The organism is Mesorhizobium sp. KR9-304 (assembly GCF_040049215.1).
Lineage (GTDB): Bacteria > Pseudomonadota > Alphaproteobacteria > Rhizobiales > Rhizobiaceae > Mesorhizobium_K.
Map to the genome: position 1 here is coordinate 331,932 of NZ_JBDZDN010000001.1, position 12,176 is coordinate 344,107.

Consider the following 12,176-nt stretch of genomic DNA (forward strand, 5'->3'; position numbering starts at 1 on the left):
GGTTTGCCCCCTCGCTCCGGCCGCCATGTTGGCGTCGAGCGGCAACCGAATGGTGAATCGGAATGTTTCAAATACCGCTTTGTCAGTAAACCTTTTGGTGTGGTTACCGCGGGGTTCAGGAATCTGGTAAAGGCCGCGTAAAGACGAACAGAAGCAGGAATGGCTATGGCACAGGCAGGCTTGGTCGAAGGACCTGATGGCATCATCCGCTGCGCCTGGCCCGGCAATCTGCCCGACTACCTGCACTACCACGACCACGAATGGGGCCGGCCCGTCGCCGACGACCGGCGGCTGTTCGAGAAAATCTGCCTCGAGGGTTTCCAGTCGGGCCTCTCCTGGCTGACGATCCTCAGGAAGCGCGAGAATTTCCGCGCCGCCTTCGCCAATTTCGAGTTCGACAAGGTTGCGAAATTCAACGAGGCCGATGTCGAGCGGCTGCTTAATGACGCGGGCATCGTGCGCCATCGCGGCAAGATCGTCTCGACGATCAACAATGCGCGCCGCGCGCGGGAGATGGTCGCGGAGGCAGGCTCGCTTGCCGCCTGGTTCTGGCGTTTCGAGCCTGATCCCGGCGAACGGCCGAAGAAGGTCGACCTCGCGCATCTCAGCGCAAACCCTACCACCGCCGTCTCGGTGCGCATCTCGAAGGAGTTGAAGAAGCGCGGCTGGACCTTCGTCGGCCCGACCACCGTCTACGCCTTCATGCAGGCGATGGGCCTGGTCAACGACCACATCGAGGGATGCTGCTGCCGGGCGGAGATTGAGACGGCGCGGGCGAAGTTCAAGCGGCCAACATAGCCGCCGCAGCCGGCGAAGGTCAGGCGACCGGGCCGGAGAGGACCAGGCCGACCATCACCGCGACGACGGTCGCGAGCACCGGATAGACGACCAGCATCCCGGTGATCAGCGCGTCCGGCAGGCTCGTCGTCTCGTTTGCGCGCGCGGCGGAGGAGATGTCGAAGGGACCCGCCGCGAGGCGGGAGGCCGGCCTCGATGCGGCGTCGGCCGTGCGCAGACCGCCGGAAAGGCCATAGTTCGTGTTGTTCTGGTACGTCATGTTCGTGCGCCCCAAGGCTTTGCTTGGCTGCCTTATCGAGGCCGAATGTGACCGGATGATGCCGCGCCGGGCGCGCGAATGTTTCATTTCGTGCGCGTTTCGTTTCAGATCAGACGGCCGCCGTCGAAGCCGCCGCGCCCTGCGGGATCGTCGCCACCCATGCGCGGGCTAGCACCAGACCGGCAGCATCGGCCGAAGGTCCATGTGCGGCCGCTTCCCGTTCGCGCCGTTCGCCCCAGTCGGGTTGGTGTTCGGCAAGATAGTCGGCATAGGCGCCGGTCCAGTGGTCGACCAGCAGGCGATCGGCCTCGAAGTGGAACTGGATTCCGTAGGATGCGCGGCCGATGCGAAAGGCCTGGTTCTGCGCGGCCGGATTGGTGGCAAGGCGCACCGCGCCGGGCGGCAGGGTGAAGGTGTCGTCGTGCCACTGGAAGCTCCGGAACTCTTCCGGTACAGCGCCGAGCACCGGATCGGCGGCGCCCTCCGCCGTTTTCGCGATGCCCTGCCAGCCGAACTCGGGCGCTGCTCCGAGCAGGTTCTTCCCGCCATAGGCCCTCGCCAGGAGCTGGCTGCCGAGGCAGATGCCAAGGACGGAGCGATCCCGGTCGCCGAAATCGCGCATCAGCGACAGCAGCGGCGGAATATAGGGGTGATCCTCGTCGTCCAGCGCGCTCTGCGCGCCGCCGAGCACAAGCAAGGCGTCGTGGCCGGCAGCGTTCCCGGGCAGCGGATCGCCGCGATAGGGTTGGCGCAGGTCCATCCGTGCGCCGGCCTCGGTCAGCGCCGCCTCGACCTGGCCAGGCCCGGCTCCGTCGAAATTCTGTACGATGAGAACGTGCATTGACCGCCCCGATGACTTCGCTGTCTCTTGCCGGATCATCGGAGCCGCTTCACATTTTCGGTCCGATGTTCGACCGGGCACCGATATCATGACGCCGGCGCAACAAGGAAGATCACTATGCCGCTGCAGAACCGGGTCGATCCGTTCGGCGATATCCACGCGGTGGACGCGCGCGGACTGTTCACCGGCAACCGCGGCATCATCCACGGTCCGGCGACGAAGACGCTGATGAAGAGGCGCTGGTCGACGAAGGCCTGGATCATCTGCAGCTGTGAATATAGAGGCATCCGGCGCGAGCCGATGGGCCGCAACGGCCGGGATGGCAAGGCCGGCTGGACCGAACTCTTCTTCCTCGACGAGGTGACGGCGCTGGCCGCGGGTCACAGGCCCTGCTTCACCTGCCGGCGCGAGCAGGCGAAAGAGTTTGCCGCCTGCTACGGCCGCGCGTTTAGCATTGCCGAGCCGAGGGCGCCCGAGATCGACGTGCATCTGCATGCCGAACGGCTGGCGTCGGGCGGAAAGATGATCGAGCTCGACCGGCACGGACTTGAGAAGCTGCCTGACGGCGCCATGATCTTCGACGGCGAGGCCGACCATGCCATACGCGGCGGCAAGGCCTTGCGCTGGTCGTTCTCGGGCTACGACCGCCTCACGGACTTCGACGAGTTCGGCGCGGGCGAAATGTGCGTGGTGACGCCGGCAACGACCCTAGCGGTGCTCGGCCAGGGGTACCGGCCGGTATGGCATCCGAGCGCCCAAGGCTTGACCGGCTGACGGCGCTGCCGCATTCCTCCGCCATGCGCGCCAATTACAAAATGCAGCGGCTTTTCGTGCCGCAGGATATCGCCGCCGACGCCGCGTTCGACGCCAGTCCGGAACAGAGCCACTATTTGTCCAACGTGCTGCGCATGGCGGAGGGTGCCGAACTGCTCGTCTTCAACGGGCGCGACGGCGAGTGGCTGGCGCGGGTCGCGGCGAAGACGAAGAAGGCCGTGCGGCTGGAGGCCGTCGAGCGGACGCGGCCGCAGCCGGCGCCGTCCGACCTCGTCTATTGCTTCGCGCCGCTGAAGGTCGGCCGGCTCGACTATCTCGTGCAGAAGGCGGTCGAGATGGGCGCCGGCGTGCTGCAGCCTGTGGTCACGCAGCACACGCAGCTCGCCAGGATCGGCGTCGAGCGGCTGCAGGCGAACGCCATCGAGGCGGCCGAGCAGTGCGGCGTCCTCGCCGTTCCCGAAGTGCGCGAGGCGCTGAAATTCGCGTCGCTGCTTGCCGGCTGGGACAAGGATCGGCGGCTGATCTTCTGCGACGAGAGCGCCCAGACGAACAATCCCCTGCCCGCGCTGCGGGCCATCGGCGAGAAGAAACTCGCCCTGCTGGTCGGGCCGGAGGGCGGATTTTCCGAGGATGAGCGACGGCAGCTCCGCGCCCTACCCTTCGTGACGGCCATTCCGCTCGGGCCACGCATCCTGAGGGCCGACACGGCGGCGGTCGCCGCGCTCGCCGTCATCCAGGCGACCATCGGCGACTGGTAGACGCGTCAATTTCGCTTGAGCCGTGGCTCAGCAAAATTCGCTTGATAGTCTCCTGACATTTCGTCCATCAAGCGCGCGGGCGGGCAGAACGGCTCGAGGGCAAGAAAAAATGGCGCGCGATACAACGGATTCCCGGCCGATCGAGAGCATCGACGAACTGGTCGCGCATCTGGCCGAGGGCAACAAGCCCCGGGAAGAATGGCGGATCGGCACGGAACACGAAAAATTCCCGTTCTATGTCGACGGCAATGCGCCGGTCCCCTACGGCGGCACGCGCGGCATCCGGGCGCTCCTGGAAGGCATGCAGCACAAGCTCGGCTGGGATCCGATCATCGATGCCGACAGGATCATCGGGCTGGTCGAGCCGACCGGACAGGGCGCGATCTCGCTGGAGCCCGGCGGACAATTCGAGCTTTCCGGCGCGCCGCTGGAGACGCTGCACCAGACCTGCCGCGAGGGAAACGCGCATCTGGCGCAGTTGCGGGAGATCGCGGAACCCATGGGAATCCGGTTCCTGGGGCTCGGCGGCAGTCCGAAATGGACGCTCGCCGAGACGCCGAAGATGCCCAAATCGCGCTACGAGATCATGACGCGGTACATGCCCAAGGTCGGCAAACAAGGCCTCGACATGATGTACCGCACCTGCACGATCCAGGTGAACCTCGACTTCGAGAGCGAGACGGACATGCGTCGCAAGATGCAGGTTTCGCTGAAATTACAGCCACTTGCGACGGCGCTGTTTGCGAATTCCCCGTTCACCGAAGGGCATCCCAACGGGCTTGTCTCGTGGCGCGGCGACATCTGGCGCGACACCGACAACCAGCGCTCGGGGCTGCTGGAGTTCTGCTTTTCCAAGGATTTCGGCTTCTTCGACTATGTCGACTGGGCGCTCGACGTGCCGATGTATTTCGTCATCCGTAACGGCGAGTACGCCGACATGACGCGCTACACGTTCCGGCAGTTCCTGACCGGCGGGGCGCGCGGCGAGATGCCGGACGTCGTCCCGACCATCGGCGACTGGGCCAACCACCTGTCGACGCTGTTCCCCGACGTCCGGCTGAAGCGGTTCCTGGAGATGCGCGGGGCCGACGGCGGCCCGTGGCGCAGGATCTGCGCGCTGCCGGCCTTCTGGGTCGGACTGCTCTATGACGGCGAGGCGCTCGACGCGGCCGAGGCGCTGACGCGCGACTGGACATACAACGAAATCAGGGTCTTGCGCGACGCGGTGCCGGCGCAAGGGATCAATGCCGTGTTCCGCGGCAGGACATTGCGCGAGGTGGCGCGCGAGGTGCTGGCGATCTCCAGGCGGGGGCTGACGAACCGCGGCCGCAAGAACCGCGATGGCTATGACGAGACCTCCTTCCTCAACACGCTCGACGAGGTGGTGGCGCGCGGCACCACCAGCGCGGAGGAGATGCTGTCGGCCTATCACACGCGCTGGGGCGGCTCGATCGAACCGGTGTTCCTCGAATACGCCTACTAGGACCTGCCGTACCGGCCGGTACGCTGGCGCCGGAAGCGTGGACAGAATCCATCCGCTGCGTCCAGCGTGACCCGAACAAAGCATTTGCAATCAATGGCGTGAGCGGTTGTCCTGGGCTGAACGCTCCGGAATCTGTTCACAATGACGTGGCCGGTGCATTTTTGCACGGTATTGCCTCCCATTCGTGCGCCACCGGCGAACCAAGGCAGTTCCAAAACCCTACTTCAATCGCGGGAGGAAAGGTCCTACGGTCGTGCCGACAAAAGATCGGTTCGAGGAGGAGTGACGATGAACCTGTTCGACATGCTGGCCAATGCGCAGAACGGCCAGGGGATGGAGATGCTGGCGCGGCAGTTCGGATTGTCGCAGCAGCAGACGCAGGCCGCCGTCGAGGCGCTGCTGCCGGCCTTTTCGCAGGGATTGAAGCGCAACGCATCCGACCCCTACGGCGTCGGCGCTTTCATGACCGCGATGGCGAGCGGGCAGCACGCCAGATATTTCGAGGACGCGCAGAACGCCTTCACCCCGCAGGGCATGCAGGAGGGCAACGGCATCCTCGGGCATCTCTTCGGCTCGAAGGACCTGTCGCGCGCGGTGGCGGCCCAGGCGGCGCAGGCGACCGGCATCGGCACCCAGGTCCTGCAGCAGATGCTGCCGGTCATCGCCTCGATGATCATGGGCGGGCTGTTCAAGCAGTCGACCAATCAACTCAACCCGGCGAGCCAGGCGGCCGGTTTCGGCGGGTCGGGCAACCCGCTGCAGGAGATCATCGAGCAGATGATGCGGCAAGGCACTGCGATGGGGGGCGGTGCGATGGGGGGCGGCGGCATGGGCATGCCCGGCGGCCAGCAGAGACAGGCGCCGCAGCAGCAGACGCCGGCACAAACGGTCGACCCGTTCGACAACCCGTTCGGCAAGGTGCTGAAGGACATGTTCGGCGGCGCCATCCCCGGAATGCCGGGGGGCATGCCTGGCGGGCAGCAGGAAGCGCCGCAGCGGCGGCACGCCGATCCGGAACCGCAGGCCCCGTCCCAGAATCCGTGGGGCGACAACCCGCTCGGCAAAATCTTCGAGGAGATGCTGAAGGGCGCGCAAGGCGGACAGGCCGGCCAGCGGGATCCCGAGCCGCAAACGCAACGGCCGCGCAGCGGCCAGGGGGCTGGCCAGAGGTCCGGCGAGGAAGGGGGGCGCAAGAACCCCTATGACGATTTGTTCGGCGAGATGTTCGAGACCGGGCGCAAGCAGCGCGACGAATACCAGAAGGGAGTCGAGAACATCTTCGACCAGTTCAGCAAGGGGATGGATAGGTACCGGTAGGGAACGAAGGCGGAGTCCTTCGGCGGCGGTTTAATTCACGAGAAGCCTCAGCTTTGCGTTTCAACCTTGTCCTTTGCACCTTGCGGGATGGGCCGCAAACGACAGGCGACCTGGAAGCGATCGCTCGATTCGTAGAAGAAATCGATCCGCGCATAAATGCCGCGGTGCTGGGCGAAGGATTTGGACACCGCCTGCTGCGCGCTCATTTATGGCGGCGACCCACTCTTTCTGTCGTACTGAAGAGGAGAGGATCTCTAACGCTCCTTCCGGGCAGGATCCTGACCTCGAAACCGCTGATGAAATCCGGCGAATACAGACGCCTTGCCGGCGCCGGTGTGCCGGTGCCGCGGTGGGCAGTCATCGCTCCGGATACTGCCCTCGATCCGGACGACTGGGGTCCTTACGTGGTCGAGAAGCCCAACTATGGCGCTCTTGGAGCCCATGTGCGGATCAAGCGGACGGGCCGGGTAAAATACAAGCCCCCCGAGCAGCTCGACAACGCCCATTACGGACGACGGGGAGGCATGCTTGTCCAGGAGTTTATCTACACTGGCGAATGGCCGCAGAGCTTCCGGGTAACGACGCTGCTCGGAACGGTCATCCTCTGCTATCACCAGACGACGGTCGGCCGCGGCAATCCGCTGTCCGGGCGCTGGAATCACGGCAAGGACGCGGGGCCGTCAATCGTATCCAACACCAAGGAGATGAAGGTCACCCTGACGCAGGATCGCGACATCATCTCGCTTTGCGAAGATGCCCACCGGTCCGCGTTTCCAGATATTCCCCTGCTGGGCTTCGACGTCATCAGGGATGCCGATAGCGGCAAGCTCTACATCCTCGAGTGCCACGCACACGGCCCAACCTGGCCTTTTTCGTCCGATACCGCGCGGAGCATCCAGGAAAAGAACGGCATCGACTTCGTGTCTCAGTTCAACGCCCTCAAGACGTGCGCCAATATTCTTGCCGAAGCTACTCCGCGACTGGCGACAAGGCGCATGCCTTTTCAATCAGTCGAGGCGAACTGGACTTGAGCTGGCTCGAGTTACCCTCCACAACGCGATTCTTATCCACTTGCCGCATCCGGCAGATCGGCGCGCTTTGTTGCGCGGATACCACAATAAGCGGAAATTCCACGGTATTTTCGGCAGCCGAGGTTGACTTGGCTCGTTCCCTTGGCGTTTTTGTGACGCATTATCTCAGGAGAGGACCATTATGAAGAAGTCTTATGAGAAGCCGATGCTCGTCCGGCGCGAAAAACTTACCAAGGTGACGGCCAAACCGATCGACTCGCTGATCCTCGAGTAGTAGTTGCATCGCAACCTGTCGGGGATGCGCTGCCTATCTCCGATGGTTCTCAAATATGGCGAGGCCTAAGTACAGCTTGGCGTCTGCTGGCGTTCGCGCGTCAAAGCCGCCTCGCTATCAATATTGGTTCAGCTCCGAAATACCGCTGAGCACACATGACGGGACGGCTGTCTTCTACAGCAGGCGCGAGATCCACCCCCGTCGCACAAAGCCGATCAAATCTCACGACATAAAAGAAATTCTTCTCTTGGGTTTTTACCTGTGCGTAGCGGCCGTCGTGCCCGCGAGGCATTGGAATCCCATATGCCGGTTCGTATCGCGCCTTCGCGTTCGCAAGCATCGCCGCAAGCTGTTCGCCACACTTAAACGCGACTTGGCGGCGGTCGCGCCTGCCGCCGATCCCGAAGCGTTTTTCAGCGAATACCGGACGTCACTGCACCGGGGACGCATGTACTACATGGCGCAAATCGCCGGATGGCATTGGAAACCCAGAATTATCGTCGAAGGCGCCGAGGAAATCCGGCGCGCGACCTCTGGCGGAGGCGGCGCACTGGTGTGGTGCGAAAACCTTGCGGCACAGACTCTGATGGGAAAACGGGCGCTCCACGAGTCGGGGATAGAGGCCTACCAAGTCGCGGCAACACAGCATGGCCACTCAACCACGGCTTTCGGACAGACGGTAATCAATCCGATCCTGCTTGGAATCGAAAACAGGTTTCTCAAGGGCCGCTTTGCGTTCGATGCTTCCGATACGATTCATGTCACGAGACGCATCCTCGACGCCTTGCGGACCAATGCGGTCGTTCTGGTCGCCGCCAACACCTACTACGGGCGGCGATTCGTGCAGATGCCGGTGGGCAACAGAGGATATGCCCACTTCGCCACGGCACCGGCCAATTTCGCGGCGAAGGGAAAGACAACCCTGCTGAGGATGTCGACCGTGGAGACTGTTCCTTTCAGCGAATTCCGAGCCATCATCAGGCCGATTGCGCCGCCTGAACGAACTGGCCTCAAGCCCGGCGTGAGAGACGCGGCCATAACAGAGGTTGTTTCCGCATTTTGCGAAGCCTCCGAAACCGCGGTCGTAAATTTCCCTGCGCAGTGCCTGGGAATCGGCAGGAGCCTGGTCGGCCACTCGCTCGACGAGCGCCCAGGTTTCCGCCGCTAGTCGGTTCCCCGTACCGCTCGGACGCTATCGCGAAACGTTTAAAGCGCGTCGCGATCTTTCAGATCCGCTTTCCGCGCTCTGAGTCTTTGTCTTACGCATGTCTTTATCCCGAAACCGGCTCCCATTTTCGGGAGACACTCTCCAATCGAAGGACTGGACAACCAGACCTATGAGATAGCTCAGCGCAGTTAACCCTTGGCGACACCTTTCGCCGGCGAGGCCCATCGGGTAAGGGCGCGGGGAATTCCCTTCCCTCATCCGCCAGGTCCCGCGCAAGACATGATCCGCCTCGAAAACATCAGCAAGCAGAACGGCCAGCAGCTCGTCTTCGTCGAGGCGTCCGCAGCACTCCTCAAAGGCGAGAAGGTCGGCCTCGTCGGTCCCAACGGCGCCGGCAAGACGACGCTGTTTCGCCTGATCACCGGGGAGGAGCAGCCCGACGAAGGCCAGGTGTCGATCGAGCGCGGCGTGACCATCGGCTATTTCAGCCAGGATGTCGGCGACATGGCGGGGCTGAGCGCCGTCGCCGCGGTGATGGACGGCGCCGGGCCGGTGAGCGCGCTTGCCGCCGAGCTTGCGGAGCTGGAGGCCGCGATGAGCGACCCCGAGCGCGCCGGCGAGATGGACGACATCATCACGCGCTACGGCGAGGTGCAGGGACGCTTCGAGGAGCTCGACGGCTATGCGCTGGACGGCCGCGCGCGCGAGGTGCTCGACGGGCTCGGCTTCAGCCAGGAGATGATGGACGGCGACGTCGCAAAACTGTCGGGCGGCTGGAAGATGCGCGTGGCGCTGGCGCGGATTCTCTTGATGCGGCCGGACGCCATGCTGCTCGACGAGCCGAGCAACCATCTCGACCTCGAAAGCCTGATCTGGCTGGAGGAATTCCTGAAGGGTTATGACGGCGCGCTGCTGATGACCTCGCACGACCGCGAGTTCATGAACCGCATCGTCAACAAGATCGTCGAGATCGACGGCGGCGCGCTGACGGCGCATTCGGGCAACTATGAATTCTACCAGCAGCAGCGCGCGCTGAACGAAAAGCAGATGCAGGCGCAGTTCGAGCGCCAGCAGGCGATGCTGGCCAAGGAGATCGCCTTCATCGAGCGTTTCAAGGCGCGCGCAAGCCACGCCGCGCAAGTGCAGAGCCGGGTGAAGAAGCTGGAGAAGATCGACCGGGTGGAGCCGCCGAAGCGCCGGCAGACCGTGTCGTTCGAGTTTCAGCCGGCGCCGCGCTCGGGCGAGGACGTGGTCACGCTGAAGGCGGTCCACAAAAGCTATGGCAGCCGGTCCATCTATGAGGGGCTGGATTTCCAGGTGCGGCGGCGCGAGCGCTGGTGCGTGATGGGCATCAACGGCGCCGGCAAGTCGACGCTGTTGAAGCTGGTCGCAGGCGCGGCAAAGCCCGACAACGGGACGGTGGCGCGGGGGCCGAGCGTCAAGATGGGCTATTTCGCACAGCACGCAATGGAATTGCTGGAAGGCGAGCGCACCGTGTTCCAGTCGCTGGAGGACCAGTTCCCGCAGGCTGGGCAGGCACCGCTGCGCGCGCTGGCAGGGTGCTTCGGCTTTTCCGGCGACGAGATCGAGAAGAAGTGCCGAGTGCTGTCAGGCGGCGAAAAGGCGCGGCTGGTTATGGCCAAGATGCTGTTCGATCCACCGAACTTCCTGGTGCTGGACGAACCGACCAACCATCTGGACATCGCGACCAAGGAAATGCTGGTGAGCGCGCTGTCGCAGTATGAGGGCGCGATGCTGTTCGTGTCGCACGACCGCCATTTCCTGGCGGCGCTGTCGAACCGCGTGCTGGAGCTGACGCCGGAGGGCATCCACACCTATGGCGGCGGCTATACGGAATATGTCGCGCGCACGGGACACGAGGCGCCGGGCCTGAGAAGCTGACATGAAAAAGCCCGGCCTTCGCGAAGAAGGCCGGGCACTCTTGCAGGCGGCCGGCGGGGGAAACCGGCAGGGAAGCCTGCATTCGATTCGAGCGCGCCTGGCGCTCTCCCGCCGCTCAAGAAACGCGGCGGGCCATCTCCTCGATGCTGTTCAGCCTCGCATGGGCAAGCGGGCCGAGATGCGCGGTCGGGTCGCTGCCGAAAGGAAGATCGACGACGACGGTGAGATCGGATCGCGTGAGCCCGATGTCAGCGAGTTCGGTGTCAGACATCTCGCCGAGGCGGTAGAACTCGCGGCGGTTTTTCCAGGCGCGCAGGAACCGCGAGACGGCGTTGACGATGCCCGTAACAGCGTTGGCCGGGCGCGCATAGGCGCGCGCCGCGTCGTGCATGGTGTGGGGGGCGTGGATCGTGGCCATGTCGGTCTCCTTCAAACGAGCGCGAAGATCCGATCCGGCAAACCGCAGTGAATGCGGCCGGGGAAAACGGGCTCCTGCTTCGGCTTACGTTGGGAGATTGCCACCAGGAGATTGATTTATCCAACGAATGTTTCTAATCTTTACCATCAACGAAGATGATAGGTGACAGCATGGCCTCGCCGCTCGATCTCGACCAGTTGCAGACCTTCATCACCATCTCCGACACCGGCAGCTTCACCCGCGCTGCCGACGAGGTGCACCGCACCCAGTCGGCCGTCTCGATGCAGATGCGCAGGCTCGAGGAGCGCATCGGCAAGCCGCTGTTCGAGAAGGACGGGCGCACCAACAGGCTGACCGAGGAGGGCGAGAGGCTGCTCTCCTATGCGCGGCGGATGATGCACCTGAACCGCGAGACTCTGGCCGCCTTCGACGACCGGGCGCTGGAAGGAACGATCCGCATCGGCACGCCCGACGACTATGCCGACCGCTTCCTGCCCGAGATCATGGCGCGTTTCGCCCGCTCCAACCCACGGGTGGAACTGACCGTCATCTGCGAGCCGACGCCGGGGCTGGTCGAGCACATCAAGCGCGGCAATCTCGATCTCGCCATCGTGACGCACCATGATGCGCGGGGCCAATCCGAAGTGGTGCGGCGCGAGCCGCTGCTCTGGGTGACGTCGGCCAACCACGCGACGCATGAACAGGAGGTGCTGCCGATGGCGTTCGGCCGGCCGACCTGCATCTGGCGGCGCGCGGCTTGCGAGGTGCTGGACAAGAACAACCGCGAGTACCGGGTGCTGTTCTCCAGCTTCTCGGCGACGGTGATCACGGCCGCCGTGCTTTCGGGGCTGGCCATTTCCGTCTTGCCGGAATGCGCGCTCAGGCCCGGCATGCGGGTGCTGGGCGACGCCGACGGCTTCGGCGCCCTGCCCGACTGCAAGATCGGCATCATGCGCGGCCATACAGCGCGGCCGGAAATCGTCGACGCCATCGCCAGGCATATTTCCGACAGCCTGGACAACATCTCCGTGCCGATGGCCGAGGAGGCCGGCGGCTATGATTTCGCGGCGCTGACATCGGCGGTGCGCGGACGCCGGCTGAAGCCGAGCCACGTCCTGCCGGGGTGGTGAAACAGCCCGGTGCGGGATCTCAA

13 protein-coding genes are annotated in these 12,176 nt (G+C 64.2%); 9 read left to right on the forward strand and 4 right to left on the reverse strand.

The window, feature by feature from the left end; translation table 11 throughout:
- Positions 1 to 165: 165 nt before the first annotated feature.
- Positions 166 to 798: a DNA-3-methyladenine glycosylase I gene (locus tag ABLE71_RS01645; RefSeq protein ID WP_348781634.1), complete on the forward strand. Its 633-nt coding sequence runs from the start codon at positions 166 to 168 to the stop codon at positions 796 to 798.
- A 19-nt stretch (positions 799 to 817) separates the two neighbouring features.
- Here ABLE71_RS01645 and ABLE71_RS01650 read toward each other — a convergent pair whose 3' ends face one another.
- Both ABLE71_RS01650 and ABLE71_RS01655 read right to left on the reverse strand, forming a co-directional pair.
- Positions 818 to 1,057: a hypothetical protein gene (locus tag ABLE71_RS01650; protein ID WP_348781635.1), complete on the reverse strand. Its 240-nt coding sequence runs from the start codon at positions 1,055 to 1,057 to the stop codon at positions 818 to 820.
- Positions 1,058 to 1,166: 109 nt separating this feature from the next.
- Entirely contained in the window at positions 1,167 to 1,898 is a 732-nt protein-coding gene (locus tag ABLE71_RS01655) for a type 1 glutamine amidotransferase (protein ID WP_348781636.1), read from the reverse strand.
- 117 nt (positions 1,899 to 2,015) lie between these two features.
- Between ABLE71_RS01655 and ABLE71_RS01660 the strand changes: the two genes are divergently transcribed.
- From ABLE71_RS01660 to ABLE71_RS01675, 4 genes are all read left to right on the forward strand, one after another.
- The gene (locus ABLE71_RS01660) at positions 2,016 to 2,672 is read left to right on the forward strand and encodes a hypothetical protein (RefSeq protein ID WP_348781637.1); all 657 of its coding nucleotides are present in this window, start codon (positions 2,016 to 2,018) and stop codon (positions 2,670 to 2,672) included.
- Between the two features lie 23 nt (positions 2,673 to 2,695).
- Complete coding sequence (locus ABLE71_RS01665; RefSeq protein WP_348783629.1) at positions 2,696 to 3,430, forward strand: 16S rRNA (uracil(1498)-N(3))-methyltransferase; 735 nt, start codon at positions 2,696 to 2,698, stop codon at positions 3,428 to 3,430.
- 109 nt (positions 3,431 to 3,539) lie between these two features.
- Positions 3,540 to 4,913: a glutamate--cysteine ligase gene (locus ABLE71_RS01670; RefSeq protein WP_348781638.1), complete on the forward strand. Its 1,374-nt coding sequence runs from the start codon at positions 3,540 to 3,542 to the stop codon at positions 4,911 to 4,913.
- Between the two features lie 288 nt (positions 4,914 to 5,201).
- Positions 5,202 to 6,230: a DUF937 domain-containing protein gene (locus tag ABLE71_RS01675; RefSeq protein WP_348781639.1), complete on the forward strand. Its 1,029-nt coding sequence runs from the start codon at positions 5,202 to 5,204 to the stop codon at positions 6,228 to 6,230.
- A 47-nt stretch (positions 6,231 to 6,277) separates the two neighbouring features.
- Here ABLE71_RS01675 and ABLE71_RS01680 read toward each other — a convergent pair whose 3' ends face one another.
- Positions 6,278 to 6,436 carry a hypothetical protein gene (locus tag ABLE71_RS01680; RefSeq protein ID WP_348781640.1) on the reverse strand — a complete coding sequence of 53 codons (159 nt, stop codon included), beginning with the start codon at positions 6,434 to 6,436 and terminating at the stop codon, positions 6,278 to 6,280.
- A 90-nt stretch (positions 6,437 to 6,526) separates the two neighbouring features.
- Here ABLE71_RS01680 and ABLE71_RS01685 point away from each other — a divergent pair, with 90 nt between their 5' ends.
- The 3 genes from ABLE71_RS01685 to ABLE71_RS01695 all read left to right on the forward strand — a co-directional run bounded on the left by ABLE71_RS01685 (position 6,527) and on the right by ABLE71_RS01695 (position 10,605).
- Positions 6,527 to 7,261, forward strand: a complete 735-nt coding sequence (locus tag ABLE71_RS01685; protein ID WP_348781641.1) for a hypothetical protein — start codon at positions 6,527 to 6,529, stop codon at positions 7,259 to 7,261.
- Between the two features lie 521 nt (positions 7,262 to 7,782).
- Positions 7,783 to 8,703 (forward strand): hypothetical protein, encoded by a 921-nt coding sequence (locus ABLE71_RS01690; protein ID WP_348781642.1) that lies wholly within the window; start codon positions 7,783 to 7,785, stop codon positions 8,701 to 8,703.
- A 279-nt stretch (positions 8,704 to 8,982) separates the two neighbouring features.
- Positions 8,983 to 10,605 carry an ABC-F family ATP-binding cassette domain-containing protein gene (locus ABLE71_RS01695; protein ID WP_348781643.1) on the forward strand — a complete coding sequence of 541 codons (1,623 nt, stop codon included), beginning with the start codon at positions 8,983 to 8,985 and terminating at the stop codon, positions 10,603 to 10,605.
- A gap of 115 nt (positions 10,606 to 10,720) precedes the next feature.
- Here the strand turns inward: ABLE71_RS01695 and ABLE71_RS01700 are convergent, their stop codons facing one another.
- Positions 10,721 to 11,023 carry a DUF1127 domain-containing protein gene (locus ABLE71_RS01700; RefSeq protein ID WP_348781644.1) on the reverse strand — a complete coding sequence of 101 codons (303 nt, stop codon included), beginning with the start codon at positions 11,021 to 11,023 and terminating at the stop codon, positions 10,721 to 10,723.
- A gap of 170 nt (positions 11,024 to 11,193) precedes the next feature.
- On the opposite strand from ABLE71_RS01700, the gene ABLE71_RS01705 reads away from it, so the two are divergent.
- A complete protein-coding gene (locus tag ABLE71_RS01705; RefSeq protein WP_348781645.1) occupies positions 11,194 to 12,153 on the forward strand; it encodes a LysR substrate-binding domain-containing protein in 960 nt (319 codons plus the stop codon).
- Positions 12,154 to 12,176 lie beyond the last annotated feature (23 nt).

Excerpts from the sequence above, each read along its gene's own strand:
- ABLE71_RS01645 (WP_348781634.1), top strand. The coding sequence starts at position 166 with ATGGCACAGGCAGGCTTGGTCGAAGGACCTGATGGCATCATCCGCTGC.
- ABLE71_RS01650 (WP_348781635.1), bottom strand. The coding sequence starts at position 1,057 with ATGACGTACCAGAACAACACGAACTATGGCCTTTCCGGCGGTCTGCGC.
- ABLE71_RS01655 (WP_348781636.1), bottom strand. The coding sequence starts at position 1,898 with ATGCACGTTCTCATCGTACAGAATTTCGACGGAGCCGGGCCTGGCCAG.
- ABLE71_RS01660 (WP_348781637.1), top strand. The coding sequence starts at position 2,016 with ATGCCGCTGCAGAACCGGGTCGATCCGTTCGGCGATATCCACGCGGTG.
- ABLE71_RS01665 (WP_348783629.1), top strand. The coding sequence starts at position 2,696 with ATGCGCGCCAATTACAAAATGCAGCGGCTTTTCGTGCCGCAGGATATC.
- ABLE71_RS01670 (WP_348781638.1), top strand. The coding sequence starts at position 3,540 with ATGGCGCGCGATACAACGGATTCCCGGCCGATCGAGAGCATCGACGAA.
- ABLE71_RS01675 (WP_348781639.1), top strand. The coding sequence starts at position 5,202 with ATGAACCTGTTCGACATGCTGGCCAATGCGCAGAACGGCCAGGGGATG.
- ABLE71_RS01680 (WP_348781640.1), bottom strand. The coding sequence starts at position 6,436 with ATGAGCGCGCAGCAGGCGGTGTCCAAATCCTTCGCCCAGCACCGCGGC.
- ABLE71_RS01685 (WP_348781641.1), top strand. The coding sequence starts at position 6,527 with ATGAAATCCGGCGAATACAGACGCCTTGCCGGCGCCGGTGTGCCGGTG.
- ABLE71_RS01695 (WP_348781643.1), top strand. The coding sequence starts at position 8,983 with ATGATCCGCCTCGAAAACATCAGCAAGCAGAACGGCCAGCAGCTCGTC.
- ABLE71_RS01700 (WP_348781644.1), bottom strand. The coding sequence starts at position 11,023 with ATGGCCACGATCCACGCCCCCCACACCATGCACGACGCGGCGCGCGCC.
- ABLE71_RS01705 (WP_348781645.1), top strand. The coding sequence starts at position 11,194 with ATGGCCTCGCCGCTCGATCTCGACCAGTTGCAGACCTTCATCACCATC.